A 20,369-nucleotide genomic window follows, 5' to 3' on the forward strand; every position below is an offset into this window, starting at 1 on the left:
CCCATATTCCGGGACACTGGCGAGGGGATTTTCTTGGCATACACGCACTCTCGGTGCAATCGCGACATCGGCGTTATGCGATTGTCACTCCCGAGGTTTAGTGTGCGTGCATGGCGCGCAAAGTGCATCCCCCCGTAGAAGTGCGGCGCTCCCCCCGACGCCGGGCTACCGTAGCGGCCTACGAAGAACGAGGCCGCGTGGTCGTGATGATCCCTGACGCCTTCTCGGAGACCGAGGAGCGCGAGTGGATCGACCACATGCTGGCGAGGCTGCGTCAACGCGAGGCCCGCGACGGCCGCGCGTCCGACTCGGCCCTCCAGGACCGGGCCGTCAGGCTCGCGCACCGCTACTACCCCGACCACCCCGAATGCGCCGCCCCGCGCAGCGTCCGCTGGGTCGACAACCAGCACCGCCGCTGGGGCTCGTGCACCCCCTCGGACGGCACCATCAGGATCTCCCGCAGGCTCACCATGATGCCCTCGTGGGTCATCGACTACGTCCTGCTCCACGAACTGGCCCACCTGGTCCACCACGACCACTCCGGGCCGTTCTGGGAACTGGTGAACCGCTACGGCAAGGCCGAGCGCGCCCGCGGCTACCTCGAAGGCATCGCCGACGCCGAAGCGAGCGAACGCGCCTGAAGAGGCCGCAGCCGACCGCCTCGGCGGCCGGGCGAGCCCGCGCGCCTCACTTCTCCTCGGGGCCCTCGTCCTCGCTCTTCGGGTCGTTGACCGCGAGCTGGTCGAACATCGACTCCAGGTCCTCCATCGCCTCGGAGACGGTGGCGAAGCTCTCGGGGTGCTCCAGATCGGCCGCGCTCGGCATCAGGTCGGGGTGGGCCCAGACCGCCTCGCGCCCCTCGATCCCGCGCGCCTCGGCGACCGAACGCCACAGCTGCGACGCGGCCCGCACTTTCGCCTGATCGAGTTGCAGGCCCACCAAGGCCTCGAACGTCTGCTCGGCCGGACCTCCGGAAGCTCTGCGCCTGCGCGCCGACTCCATGAGGCGACCCATGGTCGGCAGGCGCTCGCCCACCGCCTCGGCCACCACCACGTTGATCCAACCGGCGATGAGCGCCAGCGTGGTGGCCAGCCGCGCCAGCGCGGCCTTCTGCTGCTCGGTGTCCTCGGGCTTGAACACCTCGCTCAGGTCGAGCGTGGCCGCGGCCTCGGGGTCCATCGGGTCGATCCCCGACATGGCCTCCTCGATCGCCGACTCGTCGATGCGGATCTCCCGCGCGTACGCCTCCAGGGCGCCGAGCAGATGGGCGTGCAGCCACGGCGCGTGCGTGAACAGGCGGTGGGCCGCGGCCTCGCGCAGCGCCACGAACAGGCGCACCTCCTCGACCGGGAGCTCGAGGCCCTCGGCGTAGGCGGTGATGTTGCCCGGCAGGAGCGCGGCGACCCCGGTCTTGCCCAGCGGCAGCCCGACCTCGGTGGAGGACAGGACCTCTCCGGCGAGCTTGGCGAGGGCCTGGCCCATCTGCGCGCCGAACAGCGCCGAGCCGACGCCCTTCATCAAATCGGCCATCGGGCCGAGCATCCCGGCCATCTCCTCGGGGACGAGGGTCTGCATCGCCTCGCCCATCTGGGCGGCCAGCGGCTCGGCCAGTTGCTTCCACGAGGCCTCGGTGCGCGCGATCCACTGCTTGCGCGTCCACGCGTCAGTGGCGGTGACTCCCGAGGGCCAGTTCACGGCCGAGTCGAGCCACAGGTCGGCCAGGCGCACCGCCTCGGCGATCTTGGCCTGGTCGGCCGGTCCGACCGTGTTCTCGGCCTCCAGCTCGGACTCGGCGAGCTGCCTCGCCAACTCCCAGTTGACCGGTCCGGACGACAGCGACTGCGACATCATCTGTTGCAGCTGCTGCATCATCTGGCGCACACGCGGATCGTTCGGGTCGGGCAGGTCGCCGCCCATGTTCCCGAAGCCGAACGGAATATCGGAGCCCATGCGCCAACCGTACGTCAGAGTAGGGGCCTCGGACCACGGCCCGCCGAACTGGAACGCCCTGTTCGCTGCGGGCCGAAAGCCGCTGTGGGCCGCGGCATGTAGGCTTCCCGCCATACCGAGTCCGGCTCGAAAGGATCGCCGAAGGTGCGAAGGCGTGGAATCACCGTCCTGTTGGGGGCCGCCCTCGTGGCGATGCTGACCTGGCAGGCCCTCTCGATGGACGTCGCCTACGTGGTCTTCAGCCCCGGGCCCACCGAAGACGTGCTCGGCTCGGGCGAACTCGACGGCGTCGAGCACCAGATCATCACCGCCGACACCGAATACGACTCCGAAGGCCAGCTGCGACTGACCACCGTGCGGGTGCGGCAGTCGATCACCCTCGCCGAGGCCCTGCGCTTCTGGATGTCCGACGACTACGCGATCATCCCGCGCGACCTGGTCTACCCGCCCGGCGAGTCCGAGGAGGACATCGCCGAGGAGCAGCAGGCCGACTGGGTCGAGTCCCAGTCCAACGCCGAGCAGGCCGCCCTGGGCTACCTCGGCGAGCCCGCCGTCATCGAGGTCGTGGCCGACTCCGGCGGCCTGGTCGCCGGGGACGTCCTCACCGCCGTCGATGGGACCCCCGTCACCTCGCTGACCGACCTGGAGAATTACGCCGACAGCGAAACCACGGTCACCGTGACGCGTGCCGGTGCGGCCGTTGAGGTTCCCGGCGTGGTCCTCGGGCAGGCCGATCTGTCCTCCACACATGAGGACCCCTACGGCATCGAGATCGACACCGAGGCCCTCGACATCGGCGGCCCCTCCGCGGGCCTGATCTTCGCGCTCGGCATCGTCGACCGGGTCACCGAGGGCGATCTCACCGACGGCAGGATCATCGCCGGCACCGGCGAGATCGATCCACAAGGGAACGTCGGTGGCATCGGCGGCATCCAGCAGAAGATCGCCGCCTCGGCCGAAGCGGGCGCCGAGGTCTTCCTCTCCCCGGCTTCGAACTGTTCGGACGCCGTCACCGTCGCGCCCGACGACATGACTATTGTCAGAGTCGAGACGCTCGCAGACGCCGTAACGGCGCTGGAGTCCCTAGCGGCCGGCGGGGAAGTCATCACCTGCTGACCCCGCCAGTGCCGCAGCACAACGAAGGAGTTGCTTGACAGTGGCGAACCGGACGCCCACCCCCCCACGGATGAGCCGACGAGGACGCTACGTCCTGATACTCCTCGTGGGAGCCATAGTCCTCCTGTCGGTGCTCGGCTGGCTCGTCAGCCTGCGCACCAGTTACCTCTGGTACGAATCGGTCGGGTACACCTCGGTGTTCTCGACGATGATGTGGACGCGCCTCGGTCTGTTCGGGGTATTCGCCCTGGCCATGGCCGCGTGGACCGGCATCAACCTCTACCTCGCCTACCGCTTCCGCCCCGACACCTGGCCCGCCACGAGCGAGCAGGAGGGCCTGGAGCGCTACCGCGAACTCATCTCGCCCAAGGCCGGCTGGTGGATCGGCGGCGTGGCCGCCGTGGTCGGCGTCTTCGCCGGCATGTCCGCCCAGAGCCGCTGGGAGACCTGGCTGCTGTTCCGCGAAGGCGGCGAGTTCGCCTGGTCCGACCCGGTCCTGGGCATGAACGCCGGCTTCTACGTGTTCCGGCTCCCGTTCTGGCAGTTCCTCATCGGCTTCGGCTTCGCCGCCGTGGTGGTCGGCATCCTCGCCTCCCTGAGCGCCTACTACCTCTACGGCGCCCTGCGCTTCTCGGGCACCGGCGACCGCATGAGCAACGCCGCGCGCATCCACCTCTCGGTGCTCGTCGCGCTCTTCCTGGGCCTCAAAGCCGTCGCGTACTACTTCGACCGCTTCAACTTCACCACCCAGGAGAACCAGGTCACCGACATCGTCGGCGGCGGCTACACCGAGATGACCGCGCTCATGAACGCCAAGAACGCGCTCATCTGGGTCTCGGTCATCGCCGCGGTCGTCATCCTGGTCTTCTCGTGGGGCTTCACCCGCTCGCTGGCCCTGCCCGCCGCGGCCCTGGGCCTCGTCGTGGTCACCGCGATCGCCGCCGGCGGCATCTACCCCGCCGTGGTCCGCAACTTCCAGGTCGAGCCCAACCGCCCCCAGCGCGAAGGCCCTTACGCCCAGCACACCATCGACGGCACCAGATACGCCTTCGGCATGGAGGACCTGGAGACCACCACGTACCCAGTGGCCTCCCAGCCCGACGCCGAGGCCATGGCCGCCGACAAGTCGACCGTGCCGTTCGTGCGCCTCATCGACCCGTTCGTGGTCTCCGACGCGTTCACCCAGGCGCAGCAGCCGCGAAGCTTCTACGACTTCAACGAGAAGCTCGACATCGACCGCTACACCTACACCGACGAGAACGGCAACGAGGTCACCCAGGACTTCGTGGTCGGCCTGCGCGAGCTCAACCCCGCGCAGCTGACCGACGAGCAGCAGGACTGGACCGTCACCCACACCGTGTACACGCACGGCTGGGGCTTCGTGTCCGCCTCGACCACCGAGAGCGACAACGGCGCGCCCTGCTTCACCTCCGGCGTCCTCTCCGACGACCCGGGCAACTGCCAGATCGGCAACGACATCATCGACGTCGAGAAGCCGCAGATCTACTACGGCCTGCTCAACAACGAGTACGCGATCGTCGGCGCGCCCGACACCGAGACGCCCCGCGAGTACGACCGCCCGATCGACGTGGCCGTCAGCGACGACGACTCGACCGAGGAGGACGCAGAGGAGATCGGCGACGACCGCTACACCACCTACGAAGGCGAAGGCGGGGTCGACATCGGCTCCATCGGACACCGACTGCTGTACGCGTGGGAGTTCCAAGAGCCGCGCTTCCTGCTGTCCGACCAGATCAACGAAGAGTCGCAGCTGCTCTACAACCGGAACGTGCGCGAGCGCGTCCAGGAGGTCGCCCCGTTCCTGACGATCGAGGCCGACCCGTACCCGGCCGTGGTCGACGGTGAGATCGTTTGGATCGTGGACGGTTACACCACGACCAACAACTTCCCCTACGCCGACCGGGTCAACCTGGCCGACGCCACGAACGACACCTACTCCGGCCAGGGCGTGGCGAACCAGTCGTCCGAGGAGATCAACTACATGCGCTCCTCGGTCAAGGCCGTGGTGAACGCGTACGACGGCTCGGTCGACCTCTACGAGTTCGACGAAGAGGACCCGATCCTCCAGGCCTGGAACCAGATCTACGGCGGGGACCTCGTCATCCCCAAGGACGAGACGCCCCAGGGCCTGATCGACCACTTCCGCTACCCGCAGGACCTGTTCAAGGTCCAGCGCAGCCTGCTCCAGCGCTACCACGTCAACGAGGCGCGGACCTTCATCGAGGGCGGCGAGGCCTGGGCCACGCCTTCGGACCCGTCGCAGGGCTCCGAGGTCACCCAGCCCGCGTACTACGTGTACGCGACCTACCCCGAGCAGTCCCAGCCGTACTTCCAGCTCACCGGCTCGTTCACGCCGAGGAATCGGCCGAACGCCCTGGCGAGCCTCATGTCGGGTTACTACGACGAGAACGGCGATCCGCAGCTCAAGGTCTTCGACGTGGTGGGCGGCGACGACCAGTCGGTGCGCCAGATCCACCAGATCATCACCTCCACTTCGGAAGTGGTGACCACGCTGCGCGACGCCCAGCAGGCCGGGACCACGGTCGAGTGGGGCAACCTGCTCGCGCTGCCGGTCGGCGACGGCATCCTCTACCTGGAGCCGATGTACCTGCGCAGGCAGGCGGGCGGCCAGGGCGAGGAGCTGCCGCGACTGACGAACGTGGCCATCAGCTACGGCGGCTACGTCGGCTTCGCGCCGACGTTCGAGCAGGCCGTGGACATGGTGGTCGAGAAGTACGTCTCCGGGGCGCCGAGTGAGGCCGAGCAGAACGAGGGCGAAGGCGAAGGCGAGGAGGGGGAGACCCCGACCGAGACGCCTTCGGAGACCCCGACGGACGAGCCGACGACAGAGGCGCCTCCGGCCACCGACCCGCCTGAGGTCGAGGCCGCGATCGAGAACGTGATCGCCGCGCAGGAGGCCTACGAGGTCGCCCGCACCTCGGGCTCGAACGAGGAGGAGGGCCGCGCGCTCGACGACCTCCTCGCCGCGCTCGACCAACTCCAGGCAGCCCGCGAAGCCGCGGGTCAGTAAGCGATAGAAGGAAATCGCCCGGCGGCCTTTCGGCCGCCGGGCGATTTCCGTTTTCGACATCCGCTCTGACTCGGAGCTCCTCGCCGAGTGGTCGGATTCCGGCGCGGAGGCTGGTCGTTCACGCGGCGACCGGAGTCCTCGGTTTCGTTCCTCGCCGAGCGGTCGGATTCCGGCGCGGACGCTTGCGGCGCTGCGCCGGTGACACTTTCGGGTGACACCTTCGCGGCCGGGGCCGATTCTTGTCGGACCCGGCGGGCAATATGGGCGCTACCTTTTCCCCTCGGGTGGGTGGGGGCTAGGGATGGTATCCCCGCCCCGCTCGCGTCGCTTCCCGCGTTACGGCGCGCCTTCGCCCGGGGTCGGGGTCTCCTCCGACTCGGTCTTGCAGGACTCGGCGTCGGCGGCTTTGCGGATCGTGAGTTGGACCGTGGATCCCTCTTCGACCTCGTCGCCGGCCTTGGGGTACTGGCGCACCACCGTGCAGCGCGCGTCGCCCTCGCCCTCGTACTCGACCGTGGGGTTGAGGCCGGACTCCTCGATGCTGGAGCGCGCGTCGGCCTCGTTCTTGGACACCACGTTCGGGACCGTCGACTTCGCCGGGGAGGTCGGCGAGGAACTCTCGGTCGGGGTCGCCGAGCCGCTCGGGTTCAGCGACGGCCCGGCCGAAGCGGCCGGGTCCTCGGGGCTCGCGTCCTCGCCGTCGGTGGCCGACTCGCTCGGCTCGGGCGAGGCCGACCGCTCCTCGTCGTCGCCGTAGTCCCCGGCCCATTCGCCGTCCTCGCCCACCTGGCCCTGGAGCTCGGCGCCGTTGACGTCGAGGTCGTCGGCGGGCGAGCGGCCCGTGCCGTCCGGCTCGCCCCACGGCAGCGTCAACGCGATCGCGCCCACCGCCGCCAGCCCCGCGATGGTCCCGATCAGCGACATCCACATGCCGCGCCGCCGGTGGTGCTCAGGCTCGGGAGCCGGTTCGGGCGGCGGCGACGGCGGCACCGGGTTCGCCCCGGTGTGCGCGCCGGTCGCATGCGCCCCCGTGTGCGCCCCGGTCAACGGCGGCAGCGTGTTCGCGCCCGTGACCGGCCCGGCCACGCCGCGGGCCCGCCGGTGCGCGCCCGTGGCCCGCACCGGCGACACCGCCTGAGGCGAGGAGCCGTCGTGCGGCTCGGGCATCACCTTGGTGCGCACCGGACTCGCGCCGCGCCGGTTGGCGAGCATCCGCTCGCGCGTCTCGTGGCAGGCCGCGGCCAGCGAGGCCGCGTCGGGCCAGCGCGCCGACGGGTCCTTCTCCAGCGCGCGCCGCACGATCTGGCTGACCTCGTACGGGACGTCGGCCGGCAGCGGCGGCGGCGCGTTGCGCAGGTGCGCCGAGAGCACCCCGAGCGGGGTGTCGGCGCGAAACGGCGGCGAACCGGCGAGGCACTGGTGGGCGACCACCCCGAGCGAGTACAGATCGGATGCGGCGCTGAGGTTCTCGCCGGCGGCCTGCTCGGGCGACATGTAGGTGACCGTGCCGAGCACGACCCCGGTCGTGGTCAGGGTGAGGTTGTGGCTGACGCGGGCGATCCCGAAGTCCACCAGGACCACCGAGCCGTCGGCGCGCACGAGGATGTTGCCGGGCTTGATGTCCCGGTGGACTATCCCCGCGGCGTGCGCCACGTGGAGGGCCTGGGCCACGCCGCCCATGACGCGCATCGCGTCGGGCGCTTCGAGTTTGCCCCACAGGCCGAGCAGCCGCGAGAGCGGCTTGCCGTCGACGTATTCCATGATGAGGTAGGCGAGCTGGGCGTCCTCGTCCTCGATCTCGCCGTAGTCGTAGACCTCCACGACCCCCGGTCCCTGCATGACGGCGATGGCGCGGGCTTCGCGCCGGAACCGTTCGCGGAAGCCGCGGTCGTCGACGAGGTCGGCGAGGAGAATCTTGATGGCGACCGTGCGCCACAGGATCGTGTCGGTGCCCTCCCAGACGTCGCCCATGCCGCCGCCGCCGATGCGGCGTTCAAGCCGGTACCGCCCGTCCAGGACATCGCCCGCCTTGAGGTTGCGCGTGCTGAGCAAGGCTGTCCCCTTGAGTCGGATCATCTCTGAGGGACTAACGACCGGGGGCGGCCCAGGCTACGCGCTGGAGCGGGCGAACTTCGGCCCGAACGAAGGATTTTCGGCGCCGCGATGTCTCGCGGCGCCGAAAATCAAGGCTCGTATGCGGGCCCTCAAGTGCGCTTGGCCGCCAGGACACCGCTGAGCGCCAGCACCCGCGACGGGGGCTTGACGGGCGCGGCGGGCACCGGCGCCGGGACGGGCGCCTGCCCGATCGCCTGGCCGAGCTGGCCGTCCCAGCAGGCCCACGAGTGGCAGGGCCAGGACTGGCCGCAGTGGCGGCAGACGGGGTGCTTGGCACCGTGCTGGTCGAGCGCGGGCGTGTGCCGCTTCCACCAGCGCACCTGGACGCGCCAGAGGCTCGGCACCAGGACCTCGCTGGGCGGCGCTTCCGGCGGAGGATTGTCGAGTGTGTACGGACTGCGCAAGGCTGGCTGCCCTTCCGGTCTTCGAGATGAGTCGAACCGCTTGTGGCCCTTCGTGATCGGGCGCTCCGGTTCGGGTTCGGCCTGGTCGATGCCGAGTCGCGGTGTCGAATCGGTACAGTCGAGGGAGGCGGGTAGCCCCTCCGTAGAGTAGAATTGCACATGCAGATTTTGGATGCAAGAGGTATAACCGGATCGGGTGGCGTTCTCCCCGAACCTCGGCGGCCCCTGGCCCGGCCGTGGGCGGTCACGTGACGTCACCGTGTGGTCGACCGGAAGTCCTCTACGGCCGGTGCGTCCTCACCGAATCCGGAGAGATCAGGGTGTCAAATGGGATCATCGAACGGCAATTCTGACAGCGATCTGCCGAAGAAGTTGGGAGGCAAGGCCATGCCTTCGAGCGGCAGCCCCACCGTCCGCCGCCGCCGCGCGGGCAAGATCCTCCGGGCCCTGCGCGAGCAGTCCGGACGCGACGCCAACGACGCCGCGGACGCTCTGGAGGTCACCAGTTCCACGATCTACCGCATGGAGCTCGGGCGTGTCGGGATCAAGCCCCGCGACGTCCAGGCCCTGGTCGAGGTCTACGGCGTGGACGACGACGACCTGGTCGAGGAGCTCGTGCGCCTGGCCCGCGACGGCCGCAAGCGCGGCTGGTGGGCCCGCTACTCCGACACGATCTCCCCGCCGTACGCGACCTACATCGGACTGGAGCAGGACGCCTCCAGCCTCAACCTCTACGACGGCCTGATCATCAACGGGCTCTTGCAGACCCGCGAGTACGCCGAGCACACCTTCGACTACCAGCAGGGCAACTCCCGCCGCTACATGAGCGAGCGGATCGACCTGCGCATGGAGCGCCAGCAGCGCCTGCGCGGGGACCTGAAGATCTGGAACGTGATCGACGAGGCCGCGATCCGGCGGGTCCTGGGCGGCCCCAAGGTCATGATCGACCAGCTCCAGAACCTGCTCGACCTCGGCTCGCTCCCCAACGTGCACCTCCAGGTGCTGCCCTTCGACGGCGGCGCCTACCCCGGGATGCTCTCCTCGTTCACGATCCTCGGCTTCGGCGAGCTCGAAGGCGAGGTCGACCCCGGCTACCGTCACCCCGACGTGGTCTACATCGAGGGCCACAACGGCGACGTCTACGAGGAGGGCGACGACGTCCAGCCCTTCCACGAGATCTTCGGGAACCTCCGCTCGGCCGCGCTCGACCCCGGCCGCAGCCTGGAGTTCATCGAGCAGCAGGCCCAGCACCTGAAGTCGCTCTAGGACAAGCGGCGAGGGGGCGGCCACCGATCCCGGTGGCCGCCCCCTCGCCCGTCCCTACCTGCCGGATGTCCGCAGCAGTGCGTGCCAGTCGGCTCGGCTGGCGTCCAGGATCGGGCTCACCGTCAGCTTGGTGTCCCTGATCTGTACGCCGTTCTCCGCGAGCCTGGCTTCGACACAGGCGCCGTTCGGGCCTGATCTGCTGCTCTTCCTCCATGTGTGGGTCAACATGGATCTCCTCCTTCCAAGGAGCATTCGAGTCCCCAGGACGGTGTCGAGCTTAGCCGTGGCGTGCCGATCGAAACGTCGCGTATCCGTCATTTGCCGGTCGGGGACGAGGCCCCGATTCCCTTCACCAGCGCGGAGTGTCGCACATCGGGGCGGCGCTGCCGGGCTCGATCTGGACCGTCGCGTGGGCGATCCCGAATCGTTTCGCCAGCGTCCGCTGCGCGTCGCCGAGCACCGAACCCGGATCGGCGTCGCGTTCGAGCGCGAGGTGCACGGTCGCCATCTCCATCCCGGAGGTCAGCGTCCACACATGGAGGTCGTGAACCTCGTTCACCCCATCGAGTGCGGCGAGGGCCCCTCGGACCTCGGCGACGTCGACGCCGACCGGCGCGTGCTCCAACAGGATCCGAAGCGCGTCGCGGCCGAGCCGGTAGGCCCTGGGCAGGATGAACAGGCCCACGGCGACGGCGATGAGGCTGTCGACGGCGTACCAGCCGGTGAAGGTGATGACCACGGCCGCCGCGATGACCCCGACCGAGGCCAGCGCGTCGCCGAAGACCTCCACATAGGCCCCGCGCACGTTGATCGACTCGGCCGCGGCCGAGCGCAGCAGCAGCAGTGAGACCACGTTCGCGGCCAGGCCGAACACGGCCACGACGAGCATCGGGATCGAGTCGACCTCGGGCTGGTCGCCGAGGCGGCGCACGGCCTGGACGATGACGAACGTGGCGACCGCGAACAGCAGCAACGTGTTCGCCAAGGCCGCGAGCACTTCGAGGCGGTACATGCCGTAGGTCCGGCGGGGCCGCCCGGCCGCGCGCTGGACCGCGATGATCGCGGCCAGGGCCATGCCGATCCCCAGCGCGTCCCCGGCGATGTGGGCCGCGTCCGACAGCAGCGCGAGCGAGTGGGTGTACCAGGCGGTGACGCCTTCGATGAGCATCACCGACAGGGCCAGGCCGAAGGCCAGCCACAGCCGTCCCCGGTGGCGCGCGCCCAAGGAGGCGGCCCCGGCGTGGGTGTGGTCGTGGCCCATACGGCGTCTCCTCTCTGGCCGCGACGGCGACCGAATGCTAACATGCGCACTATTGCATGTGTTTCGGAAACGGGAACCCGCATCGACTCGCTCCCCACCGGGTACCCACTCGCCAAGGCCTACACCGACCCCGGTCGTTCCGCGGCGTTTCCCCGAGAGTTCATGAAATCGCCGGACCCGGGGGACTTTCACAATTGGCGTGCCCGAATGGAATAATATTCGTACAAGCAACAGCAGCACAGGTCACGGGGGGTGACGATGAAAGACGCCATTGAAACCTCTAGCATCGCGTTCATCGCAATCGTCGCGATAGTCCTCATGTTCGCCGCCGTCCTCGGACTGGGCGCCGCCATCGAGACCCGACGCCGACGAAAAGTCAGGGCCAAGACCGACGCCGAAGCCTGGACCGAGCTCCTCGGCAACCAGCTCAAGATCGCGCCTCCTTCGGTCGGTGACACCGAAGCGGCCGCGGCCCTCGACAGAGCCCGCAAGCTTCACTACAACGCGGTGGAGAAACTCAAGACGGCGAAGAAGACCAAGCAGTTCGAACGCATCCGCACCTACGCGCTCGCCGGACTGCACAACCTCAACATCATGCGCCGACGCCTCGGCAAGGCACCGGGACCCCAGGGCCCCATACCCTTCAACGCCGCCAACCGCGGCAAGAAGGCCTCCAGGCGCGACGCCAACACCCGCGACGTCGCGACCGGCCCGTCCACCGGACTGCCGTTCTAGAGGACACGAAGGCAACGCGAAGAGGGGCGACCGGCAGGACGCCCCTCTTCGCGTCCGGTCAGCTCTGCGGCTGCGGCTTGGGCGCGAGCAGGTCCATGACCCACATCGCCAGCCACACGATGATCGCGCCCCAGAACGCCGCCCAGAAACCGTCCACATAGAAGCCCAAAGAGAGCTTCTCCGAGACCCAACCGGTGAGCCAGAACATCAAAGCGTTCACCACCAGGCCGAACAGGCCCAGCGTCAACACGTACAGCGCACACCCCAGCAGCATCACGATCGGCTTCACCACCGTGTTCACCGCCGTGAAGATCAACGCCACCAACAACAGCGAGAAGAACTTCGCCATCGTCGAATCCCCGAACAGATAGATCCCGCCGACGATCAAGGTCGCCAGCCACAACGCCAGGGCCGTCACCACAAGGCGCAACAAGAAACGCATCATGGCGCCAGTATCGCCGCACCGCACCCCCTCCGTCCAGAATCCGACGACACCGGAGGTCAGCGCCGAGACGCACCCGGGCCCGCCCATTCACGCCCAGTTCACTCGACATCGAGGCCGAGGCCACCCTCCGCGCCTATATTCACGGCAGCCCCGCCGCGCGCGCCGCGAACAGCACAAGGAGACACCATGAGCGACCCGGCCCTGCCGTCCTACGGCCCCACCGTCGACCCCCGTCGCATCGGCCCGGCGCACCACCCCGCCCCCGAGCGCACCCACGGCCTCGCCGCCCCCACCCTCTTCGACATCAAGGACGTCAACGTCTTCTACGGCTCCTTCCGCGCCGTCAAAGACGTCTCCTTCACCGTCGCCAAGAACGAGATCACCGCCCTCATCGGCCCCTCCGGCTGCGGCAAGTCCACCCTCCTGCGCTCCCTCAACCGCATGAACGACCTCGTCCCCGGCGCCCGCGTCGAAGGCACCGTCGCCTACCGCGGCAAGAACCTCTACGACTCCGGCGTCGACCCCGTCGAGGTCCGCCGCCGCATCGGCATGGTCTTCCAGAAGGCCAACCCCTTCCCCAAATCCATCTACGACAACGTCGCCTACGGCCCCAAGATCCACGGCGTGGCCCGCTCCGAACGCGACGGCATCGTCGAGGACTCCCTCAAGAAGGCCGCCCTCTGGGACGAGGTCAAGGACAACCTCAAGAAGAGCGCCCTCGCCCTCTCCGGCGGCCAGCAGCAGCGCCTGTGCATCGCCCGCACCATCGCGCTGGCCCCCGAGGTGGTGCTCATGGACGAGCCCTGCTCGGCGCTCGACCCGATCGCCACCGCCCGCATCGAAGAGCTCATGGTCGACCTCGCCCAGCAGTTCACGATCGTCATCGTCACCCACAACATGCAGCAGGCCGCGCGCGTCTCCGACAAGACCGCGTTCTTCTCCACCGAGGTCAACGAGGTCAGCGACACCCGCACCGGGATCCTGGTCGAGTTCGACGACACCCAGCGCATCTTCACCACTCCTTCCGACCCGCGCACCGAGAACTACGTCACCGGCCGCTTCGGCTGACCCGGACGGACGAGGGCCCCCGCCGAATCCGGCGGGGGCCCTCGTCCGTAGAGACCGGGTCGGGATCAGCGCTTGTCGATCGCGAAGCGCGCCGAGATGATCCGGGAGACGATCGTGAACAGGAAGACGATCGCGATGAGCGTCAGGGCCGCACCCCACGCCCGCTCCTGCGCGGCCGCGAACGGCTGCGTGGCGTTGCGGTAGATCTGCGCGGCCAGCGTGGTGTTCTCGCCGACGAACAGGTCCGGCTTGAAGATGTACGTCAACCCCACCGTGACGATGATCGGCGCGGTCTCACCGGCCGCGCGCGCGATCGCCAGCAGCGCGCCCGAGGTGATGCCCGACGACGCGGTCGGCAGGACCACCGTCATCGTGGTGCGCCACTTGCGCGCGCCCAGGCCGGCCGAGGCCTGCCGCAGCTCGTCGGGGACCAGCCGCAGCATCTCCTCGGCCGAGCGGATCACGATCGGCAGCATCAGGCACGCCAGCGCCAGCGCGCCCGCGAACCCGATCTTCTCGCCGATGACCACCACGTAGGCCACGTAGATGAACAGGCCCATCACGATCGAGGGGACGCCGGTCATGACGTCGGCCATCGTCCGGATGAACTTCGCCAGCGGCTTGTTCTTGCCGTACTCGTTGAGGTAGACCGCGCCGAGCACCCCGATCGGGATCGCGATGAGCGCGGCCATGCCGGTGATCACCAGCGTGCCCACGATCGCCGGGCCCATGCCCGGGCCCTCGGTGCGGTAGTTGCGCGGGATCTCGTCGATCAGGAAGCCCAGGCTCATCGCCGAACTCCCGCGCGAGAGCACCTCCCACACGACCAGCACCAGCGGGAACGCCGCGATGAGGACGCACAGGCCGATCAGGATCGTGGCGGTGCGGTTGGCGAACGCCCGCCGCGCCGAAAGGCTGCGCCCCGAAAGGTCCGGCGGCGTCGAACTCGTGAGGCTCGTCATGAGTGGGCCCCCTTCATCTTGATCTCCGCCCGGCGGACCACCAGGCGGGCGAGGAAGTTGATGATGACGGTGATGGCGAACAGCTCCACCCCGATCGCGATGAGCGCGTCGGTGTGCAGCCCCGAGGACTCGCCCCACTGCTGCGCGATGAGCGCGGCCATCGTGTTGCCCGGCTCGAACAGGTTCGCCGCCATCGACACCGAACCGCCGATGACCAGCGCCACGGCGATGGTCTCGCCCATCGCGCGGCCCAGGCCCAGCATCGAAGCGCCCACGAGTCCCCCGAAGGAGTGGGGGAGGATCGCGCCCTTGACCATCTCCCAGCGGGTCGCGCCCAGCGCGTACGCCGCCTGCTTGTCGGTCTCGGGCACGGTCGCGAACACCTCGCGCGCGATCGAGGTGATGATCGGGATCGCCATGATCGCCAGCACCAGGCTCGCGGTGATGTAGTTGCGGCCCGTGTTCGTCTCGTCGAAGACCGAGTTCAGACCCGGGATCGGCGCGACCAGGTCCGCGAACCACTGGTAGGCGGGCGTGATCAGCGGCACCACCACCAGGACGCCGACCAGGCCGAACACCACCGAAGGCACGGTGGCCAGCAGGTCGATCACGGTCACGATGTACTTGCGGGTGCTGCGGTGGGCCACCTCGGTGATGAACAGCGCGATGCCGATCGACACCGGCACCGCGATGATCATCGCGATCACCGAGGTGATGAGGGTCCCGTACAGGAGCGGGAAGGTGCCGAACACGTCGTCGTTGGGCGCCCAACGCGTGCCGAACACGAACCCGAACAGGCCTTCGCTCTGGAACGCGGGCCAGCCGCGCACCGAGGTCGTGACCAGGATCAGCCCCAGCACCAACAGGACGGTCAGCCCGGCCAGGGCCACCAGGGCCTTGAAGCCCCGGTCGGCGTTGCGGGCACGGGCCTCGCCGCCGAGGTCGACCTCGGGAGGCGATTCGGGGGTTGCCGTAGCGGTCAAGTTCTCTCTCCGGTCTCGTCAGCGGAACGGCCGAAAACCCCGGCGGCGCCTGCGCCGCTGGGGTGATCGGATCCGGGTTCCCTAGTCGGCAATCGTCGAGTTCAGGGCGTTGAGGGCCTGCTGCTGGAGCTCCGCGGGCAGCGCCGCGAAGTCGGCGCCCGCGGCCAGGGCCTGGCCGTCGGTCAGCAGGTAGGTCACGAACTCCTTGACACCGGCGGCCACGGCCGCGTCTTCGTACTCGGTGCGGATCATGAGGTAGGTGGGGGCGGTGATCGGGTAGGACTCGGCACCGGCCGCGTCCAGCGGGTTGTAGGACAGGTCGGCCTCGACCTGGGCACCGGCCAGAGCGGCGGTCGCGCCTTCGAGCGACGGGGCCACGAACGCGCCCTCGGCGTTCTCGATCGCGGCGGTCACCAGACCGACCTCGTTCGCGTCGGCGAGGTCGACGTAGCCGATCGCGCCTTCGGTCTCCTGGATGATCTGCGCGACACCGGTGTTCTTCTCACCGGCGACCGAGTTGCCCGGCCATTCGATGGTGTCGCCCGAACCCAGAGTCCAGGTCTCGGTGGCCGCTTCGAGGAACTTCGAGAAGTTCGTGGTGGTGCCCGAGCCATCCGAGCGCACCGCGAGGGTGATCGCCGTGTCCGGCAGCTCCACGCCCTCGTTGGTCTCGGCGATCGCCGCGTCGTTCCAAGCGGTGATGTCGCCCTGGAAGATCCCGGCCAGGGTCTCCTGGCTGAGCTGGACGCCCTCGATACCGGAGAGGTTGTAGGACACCGTGATCGGGGCCGCCACGGTCGGGATGTACTGGAACGAGCCGGGCTCGACGCCCTCGTCGTCCTTGACCAGCGAGTCGGTCCCGGCGAAGTCGTTCAGGCCCTCGCCGAACTCGGACTTGCCAGTGCCCGAACCGGTCGGGTTGTAGCTCACGATGAGGTCGGGGTTGATGTCGGCGTAGGCCTCGATCGCCGTCGCGTAGAACGCGTCGGGGAAGCTCGCACCAGAGGCGTTGATCTCGCCGGACGCCAGGTCACCAGAGTTGGCGTCGTCGTCACTCCCGCCGCCGCAGGCCGCCAGGCCCAGGGCGAGGGTGCCGGCGGTGATGCTGCCGAAAATGGCTCTGCGGTTCAATTTCATGTTCACAGCTGGTCTCTACTCCGTCTCTCGGCGCTCGGCCGAGGTACTGCTTCACTGTCCGCAGCCATCAAACCCAGACCCGGTGTTCACCCGCTGACTTGTAGTTGAACTCAAGGTGAACGCCTGAGCGCGATTCGCGATCGTGACACCACGCCCGAACCGGGCGGTGCTGTGAGCAGGGAGTTTAACCGAGCCTCGGCTCGGCTGTGACCTGACTGTTATGAACGGTCGAGGTGAACGTCGCCCGTCACGAGGTACACCACCTGATGCGCGATCCGCACCGCGTGATCCCCGTACCGCTCGAAGAACCGCGCCAGCAGCGCCGCGTCCACCGCCGTCTGCGGCCCGTACCCCAGCTCGGGCAGCTGCGCGTGGATCCGCTCCTGGGCCGCGTCCAACTCGTCGTCGTCCAGCCCCAACTGCGACGCCACCAGGTAGTCCCGATCGGCCAGGATCACCACCAGCTTCTCCGAGATCCGCGCCGCCGCCGCGCCCATCGCCTTGAAATCGGCTCGCAGCGAATCGGGGATCACCGGAGCCGGCGACCGCAGCAGCACCGCCTTCGCCACGTGCTTCGCCAGATCGCCCATCCGCTCCAGGTCCACCGAGATCCGCACCGCCCCCAGCACGAACCGCAGATCCGTCGCCACCGGGTCGTACTGCGTCATCAACTCCACGATCCGGTCGTCGACCTGGAACTGGAGCTCGTTCACGTGGTCGTCGGCCGCCACGACCTCGGCCGCCGCCACCGCGTCACCGGCCAGCAGCGCCGCGCCGGCCTTCTCCACGGCGTGCCCGACGCGGCGGGCCATGTCGACCAAGAGCCCGTTCAACTCGTCGAGGTGCTGGTGGAAGACGTTCGCCATGGTCGGCCAATCTGGAGCTGGGAGGGTGGGAACCGGCGTGCGAGCCGAACAGCCCCAGTCTAATCAGCGCGCGGCCCCCGCAAGCCGACTGCGTGGGGAAACTCCGGGCGAACACGGTTGGACCGGCGGCGATAGAGTGAGACCGAAGCACGAACGATCCCCCAGGAGCCGACCAGATGAGCTACCCCCCGCAGCAGGGCTACACCGCGCCGCACTACGGCCAGCCCCAGCCCCCGGGCCAGCAGCAGAACAACCTCTGGCTCATCGGCGGCACCGTCCTGGTCGTGCTGGTCATCATCATGACCGTGATCCTCCTGATCGTGCAGCGCACGGCCGGGAACAACGCCGCCAACGGCGGAGGCGAGACCGAGGAGCCGGAGCCGACGGGCAACGAGCACACCGAGGAGCTCGACCCGGTCGCCGAGTTTTCCTCCGACGCGTGCAACCAGCTCGACTTCAGCGTGTTCGAAGCGGCGGTCGGCGAGGCGATCGACTACGAGGAGAACTCGTCCTCCGAGTCCAGCTCCTCCAGCTACAACAGCGTCACCTGCTACTTCTACACCGAGGACTACAACTCGGTGAACATCAGCCTCTACGACTATGAGGAAGCCGAAGACGCCATCAACTACATCGAGTACGACGAGGAGAGCTACGGCTCCGACCCGGAGTACGAGTTCAGCGAGTACACCGCCTACGGCGACGCCGGCAGCGTCTACACCCGGATCTCGGAACCGAGCTACCAGACCACCTATCTCCACGTGGCCCTCGGCAGCCTCGAAATCTCGATGAGCGGCAGCTACGACGCCACGGAAGGCGTCCAGGCCGCCGACGTGGCCGCGGGTCTCGAAGACATCATGTTGCAGCTCGACGCCTTGTACGCAGACTTCCAGTAGACGTCGAAGGCCCGGCGACCGCGAGGTCGCCGGGCCTTCTCTCCAACTTCCCTGGAAAACCAAAAGAGGCCCTGTGATCAGGACCTCTTGTGTGGTGCGCCGCCAGGGACTCGAACCCCGAACCCGCTGATTAAGAGTCAGCTGCTCTGCCAGTTGAGCTAGCGGCGCTTGATGATTGAGCTTCGACCAGCGTTCAAACCGGTGTGTCTCGCACGAGGAGAAACTTTAGCATGTGCCGCGGGCTCCGTCTCCAGGGGTCCCCGCGGTAGCTACCCTTGACCGGTGACAAGTTTTGTAGACCGAGTGAAACTCCAGGTCATTGCCGGAAAAGGTGGCAACGGCTGTGTGTCGGTCCACCGTGAGAAGTTCAAGCCGCTCGGCGGCCCCGACGGCGGCAACGGCGGCCACGGGGGTGATGTGGTTTTCTACGTCGACCCCAACGTGCACACGCTGCTCGACTTCCACTTCCAGACCCGTCTCCAGGGCGGCAACGGCAAGCACGGGCAGGGTTCGAACCGGGACGGCGCCAACGGCGAGTCCATCAAGGTGGCCGTCCCCAACGGCACCGTCATCTACTCCGAAGGGGAGGTCCTCGCCGACCTCACCGGCGTCGGTTCCGAAATCACGGTGGCGGAAGGTGGACGCGGCGGCCGCGGCAACCGCGCCCTCGTCTCCTCCAAGCGCAAGGTCCCCGGCTTCGCCGAACTCGGCGAGTCCGGCGACGAGCACGCCGTGGTCCTCGAACTCAAGAGCGTGGCCGACGTCGGCCTCGTCGGCTTCCCCTCCGCCGGGAAGTCCTCCCTCATCGCCGCGATGTCGGCGGCCCGCCCCAAGATCGCCGACTACCCGTTCACCACGCTCGCCCCCAACCTCGGCGTGGTCTCGGCCGGCGCGATCACCTACACCATCGCCGACGTCCCGGGCCTGATCCCGGGAGCGGCCGCGGGCAAGGGCCTCGGCCTGGAGTTCCTGCGGCACATCGAGCGCTGCGCGGTCCTCGCGCACGTGGTCGACACGGCCAACCTCGAATCCGACCGCGACCCGGTCTCCGACATCGAGGCCCTGGAGCACGAGCTCGCCGAGTACGGCGGCCTCGCCGACCGCCCGCGCATCATCGTCCTCAACAAGGTCGACCTCCCCGACGGCCGCGAACTCGCCGACTACGTCGCGGGCGACCTGGAGAAGTTCGGCTGGCCCGTCTACGCGGTCAGCGCCGTCAGCCGCGAAGGCCTCAAGGAACTGAACTTCGCCTTCGCCAAGGAAGTGGTGGACTACCGCGAGGCGCAGCCGCCAGTCGAGGCCACCCGCACGGTGATCCGCCCGCTCGCGGTCGACGACTCCGGCTTCGAGATCACGAAGGTGAAACCGGCCTTCGAAGGCGACGTCGAGTTCGTGGTCACCGGCGCCAAGCCCGAGCGCTGGATCCGCCAGACCAACTTCGAGAACGAGGAAGCCGTCGGCTACCTCGCCGACCGCCTGGCGAACCTCGGCATCGAGGACAAGCTCGCCAAGCAAGGCGCGGTCCCCGGCTCGATCGTGCGCATCTCCGATTACGAGTTCGAGTGGCAGCCGACCGACCCGAACGTCATCGCGACGGTCGGCCCCCGCGGCACCGACGCCCGTTTCGAAGTGAACGACCGCAAGGGCGCCGACGAACGCCTCGCCGAGCGCAAGGAGCGTCGCGCCGAACTGCTCGAACGCGTCGCGAAAGAGGAAGAAGCGAGGGGCAAACGCCGCAAGCGGTAGCCCCATTCGCTGACTGACCAGCGAAAATGCGGGGTTCGCAAGAGTGTGGCGCCGAGCACGCACCCCCCTTGCGAACCCCGGTTTCCAGTCGCGTAAATTTGTCTTTGCCCGCGGGGGAAACGGACAGGAAAGCCGAAAGGCCCTGGACGAAAACCAAAAGGGCAAAACTCCGAACGAAACGATCGGGGGGCCGAAACGGCCCGAAACCGATCTGCTAAGTTTACGGAGTCGCTCCGATCGGAAGCGAAACTTCTAAAGGTTTCAATCTGATTAGTGCGTGTTGTTTGAGAACTCAACAGGGTGTTTGGATGGTCAGCGTGTGGGCCGGCCAGGCGATGAGGCGCTAGGTCGTCGAGTGGTTTGGTTGGTA

Annotated in this window: 18 protein-coding genes and 1 tRNA gene; 8 read left to right on the top strand and 11 right to left on the bottom strand. The window is 68.3% G+C overall.

Annotated elements, in window-relative coordinates; translation table 11 throughout:
- Positions 1-110: 110 nt before the first annotated feature.
- Entirely contained in the window at positions 111-641 is a 531-nt protein-coding gene (locus AB0B28_RS20520) for a YgjP-like metallopeptidase domain-containing protein (RefSeq protein ID WP_360123786.1), read from the top strand.
- 46 nt (positions 642-687) lie between these two features.
- Here the strand turns inward: AB0B28_RS20520 and AB0B28_RS20525 are convergent, their stop codons facing one another.
- Positions 688-1,950 (bottom strand): zinc-dependent metalloprotease, encoded by a 1,263-nt coding sequence (locus tag AB0B28_RS20525; protein ID WP_360123789.1) that lies wholly within the window; start codon positions 1,948-1,950, stop codon positions 688-690.
- Between the two features lie 144 nt (positions 1,951-2,094).
- Between AB0B28_RS20525 and AB0B28_RS20530 the strand changes: the two genes are divergently transcribed.
- Both AB0B28_RS20530 and AB0B28_RS20535 read left to right on the top strand, forming a co-directional pair.
- Complete coding sequence (locus AB0B28_RS20530; RefSeq protein WP_360123792.1) at positions 2,095-3,066, top strand: S16 family serine protease; 972 nt, start codon at positions 2,095-2,097, stop codon at positions 3,064-3,066.
- A gap of 106 nt (positions 3,067-3,172) precedes the next feature.
- The gene (locus tag AB0B28_RS20535) at positions 3,173-6,118 is read left to right on the top strand and encodes a UPF0182 family protein (RefSeq protein ID WP_360123795.1); all 2,946 of its coding nucleotides are present in this window, start codon (positions 3,173-3,175) and stop codon (positions 6,116-6,118) included.
- Between the two features lie 336 nt (positions 6,119-6,454).
- Here AB0B28_RS20535 and AB0B28_RS20540 read toward each other — a convergent pair whose 3' ends face one another.
- Entirely contained in the window at positions 6,455-8,170 is a 1,716-nt protein-coding gene (locus AB0B28_RS20540; protein ID WP_360123798.1) for a protein kinase, read from the bottom strand.
- Positions 8,171-8,322: 152 nt separating this feature from the next.
- Positions 8,323-8,637, bottom strand: coding sequence for a hypothetical protein (locus tag AB0B28_RS20545; protein ID WP_360123801.1), 315 nt, complete (start codon positions 8,635-8,637; stop codon positions 8,323-8,325).
- A 327-nt stretch (positions 8,638-8,964) separates the two neighbouring features.
- Between AB0B28_RS20545 and AB0B28_RS20550 the strand changes: the two genes are divergently transcribed.
- The gene (locus AB0B28_RS20550; RefSeq protein WP_360123804.1) at positions 8,965-9,903 is read left to right on the top strand and encodes a helix-turn-helix transcriptional regulator; all 939 of its coding nucleotides are present in this window, start codon (positions 8,965-8,967) and stop codon (positions 9,901-9,903) included.
- A 54-nt stretch (positions 9,904-9,957) separates the two neighbouring features.
- Here AB0B28_RS20550 and AB0B28_RS20555 read toward each other — a convergent pair whose 3' ends face one another.
- Together AB0B28_RS20555 and AB0B28_RS20560 are read right to left on the bottom strand one after the other, a co-directional pair.
- The gene (locus AB0B28_RS20555; protein WP_360123807.1) at positions 9,958-10,131 is read right to left on the bottom strand and encodes a DUF397 domain-containing protein; all 174 of its coding nucleotides are present in this window, start codon (positions 10,129-10,131) and stop codon (positions 9,958-9,960) included.
- 121 nt (positions 10,132-10,252) lie between these two features.
- Entirely contained in the window at positions 10,253-11,164 is a 912-nt protein-coding gene (locus tag AB0B28_RS20560; protein ID WP_360123810.1) for a cation diffusion facilitator family transporter, read from the bottom strand.
- A 258-nt stretch (positions 11,165-11,422) separates the two neighbouring features.
- Between AB0B28_RS20560 and AB0B28_RS20565 the strand changes: the two genes are divergently transcribed.
- Positions 11,423-11,899, top strand: a complete 477-nt coding sequence (locus AB0B28_RS20565; RefSeq protein WP_360123813.1) for a hypothetical protein — start codon at positions 11,423-11,425, stop codon at positions 11,897-11,899.
- Between the two features lie 58 nt (positions 11,900-11,957).
- Here the strand turns inward: AB0B28_RS20565 and AB0B28_RS20570 are convergent, their stop codons facing one another.
- Positions 11,958-12,344 carry a phage holin family protein gene (locus AB0B28_RS20570; protein ID WP_360123816.1) on the bottom strand — a complete coding sequence of 129 codons (387 nt, stop codon included), beginning with the start codon at positions 12,342-12,344 and terminating at the stop codon, positions 11,958-11,960.
- Between the two features lie 186 nt (positions 12,345-12,530).
- Between AB0B28_RS20570 and pstB the strand changes: the two genes are divergently transcribed.
- On the top strand, positions 12,531-13,412 hold the full coding sequence (gene pstB / locus AB0B28_RS20575) for a phosphate ABC transporter ATP-binding protein PstB (RefSeq protein WP_360123819.1): 882 nt from the start codon (positions 12,531-12,533) through the stop codon (positions 13,410-13,412).
- A gap of 65 nt (positions 13,413-13,477) precedes the next feature.
- On the opposite strand, the gene pstA is transcribed toward pstB, so the two are convergent.
- From pstA to phoU, 4 genes are all read right to left on the bottom strand, one after another.
- On the bottom strand, positions 13,478-14,374 hold the full coding sequence (pstA, locus tag AB0B28_RS20580; RefSeq protein ID WP_360123822.1) for a phosphate ABC transporter permease PstA: 897 nt from the start codon (positions 14,372-14,374) through the stop codon (positions 13,478-13,480).
- Positions 14,371-15,357, bottom strand: a complete 987-nt coding sequence (pstC, locus tag AB0B28_RS20585) for a phosphate ABC transporter permease subunit PstC (RefSeq protein WP_360123825.1) — start codon at positions 15,355-15,357, stop codon at positions 14,371-14,373. The genes pstA and pstC overlap by 4 nt, the downstream gene beginning before the upstream one ends.
- 81 nt (positions 15,358-15,438) lie before the next feature.
- Positions 15,439-16,494: a phosphate ABC transporter substrate-binding protein PstS gene (gene pstS / locus AB0B28_RS20590; RefSeq protein WP_360123845.1), complete on the bottom strand. Its 1,056-nt coding sequence runs from the start codon at positions 16,492-16,494 to the stop codon at positions 15,439-15,441.
- A 218-nt stretch (positions 16,495-16,712) separates the two neighbouring features.
- Positions 16,713-17,360 carry a phosphate signaling complex protein PhoU gene (gene phoU / locus AB0B28_RS20595; RefSeq protein ID WP_360123828.1) on the bottom strand — a complete coding sequence of 216 codons (648 nt, stop codon included), beginning with the start codon at positions 17,358-17,360 and terminating at the stop codon, positions 16,713-16,715.
- A gap of 176 nt (positions 17,361-17,536) precedes the next feature.
- Here phoU and AB0B28_RS20600 point away from each other — a divergent pair, with 176 nt between their 5' ends.
- The gene (locus tag AB0B28_RS20600; protein WP_360123831.1) at positions 17,537-18,253 is read left to right on the top strand and encodes a hypothetical protein; all 717 of its coding nucleotides are present in this window, start codon (positions 17,537-17,539) and stop codon (positions 18,251-18,253) included.
- Between the two features lie 92 nt (positions 18,254-18,345).
- Here AB0B28_RS20600 and AB0B28_RS20605 read toward each other — a convergent pair.
- Positions 18,346-18,421 (bottom strand) — tRNA-Lys (locus tag AB0B28_RS20605).
- A gap of 114 nt (positions 18,422-18,535) precedes the next feature.
- On the opposite strand from AB0B28_RS20605, the gene obgE reads away from it, so the two are divergent.
- Complete coding sequence (obgE, locus tag AB0B28_RS20610) at positions 18,536-19,999, top strand: GTPase ObgE (protein WP_360123834.1); 1,464 nt, start codon at positions 18,536-18,538, stop codon at positions 19,997-19,999.
- The last annotated feature ends 370 nt before the right edge of the window (positions 20,000-20,369 follow it).

It is taken from the genome of Glycomyces sp. NPDC046736, from assembly GCF_040645615.1.
Classification (GTDB): Bacteria; Actinomycetota; Actinomycetes; order Mycobacteriales; family Micromonosporaceae; genus Glycomyces.

Bases quoted from the DNA above. Each gene is read 5' to 3' on its own strand.
- AB0B28_RS20600 (WP_360123831.1), top strand. From the start codon at position 17,537: ATGAGCTACCCCCCGCAGCAGGGCTACACCGCGCCGCACTACGGCCAG.
- AB0B28_RS20550 (WP_360123804.1), top strand. From the start codon at position 8,965: ATGGGATCATCGAACGGCAATTCTGACAGCGATCTGCCGAAGAAGTTG.
- pstS (WP_360123845.1), bottom strand. From the start codon at position 16,494: ATGAAATTGAACCGCAGAGCCATTTTCGGCAGCATCACCGCCGGCACC.
- AB0B28_RS20570 (WP_360123816.1), bottom strand. From the start codon at position 12,344: ATGATGCGTTTCTTGTTGCGCCTTGTGGTGACGGCCCTGGCGTTGTGG.
- AB0B28_RS20555 (WP_360123807.1), bottom strand. From the start codon at position 10,131: ATGTTGACCCACACATGGAGGAAGAGCAGCAGATCAGGCCCGAACGGC.
- pstA (WP_360123822.1), bottom strand. From the start codon at position 14,374: ATGACGAGCCTCACGAGTTCGACGCCGCCGGACCTTTCGGGGCGCAGC.
- AB0B28_RS20560 (WP_360123810.1), bottom strand. From the start codon at position 11,164: ATGGGCCACGACCACACCCACGCCGGGGCCGCCTCCTTGGGCGCGCGC.
- phoU (WP_360123828.1), bottom strand. From the start codon at position 17,360: ATGGCGAACGTCTTCCACCAGCACCTCGACGAGTTGAACGGGCTCTTG.
- AB0B28_RS20565 (WP_360123813.1), top strand. From the start codon at position 11,423: ATGAAAGACGCCATTGAAACCTCTAGCATCGCGTTCATCGCAATCGTC.
- pstB (WP_360123819.1), top strand. From the start codon at position 12,531: ATGAGCGACCCGGCCCTGCCGTCCTACGGCCCCACCGTCGACCCCCGT.
- AB0B28_RS20525 (WP_360123789.1), bottom strand. From the start codon at position 1,950: ATGGGCTCCGATATTCCGTTCGGCTTCGGGAACATGGGCGGCGACCTG.
- AB0B28_RS20520 (WP_360123786.1), top strand. From the start codon at position 111: ATGGCGCGCAAAGTGCATCCCCCCGTAGAAGTGCGGCGCTCCCCCCGA.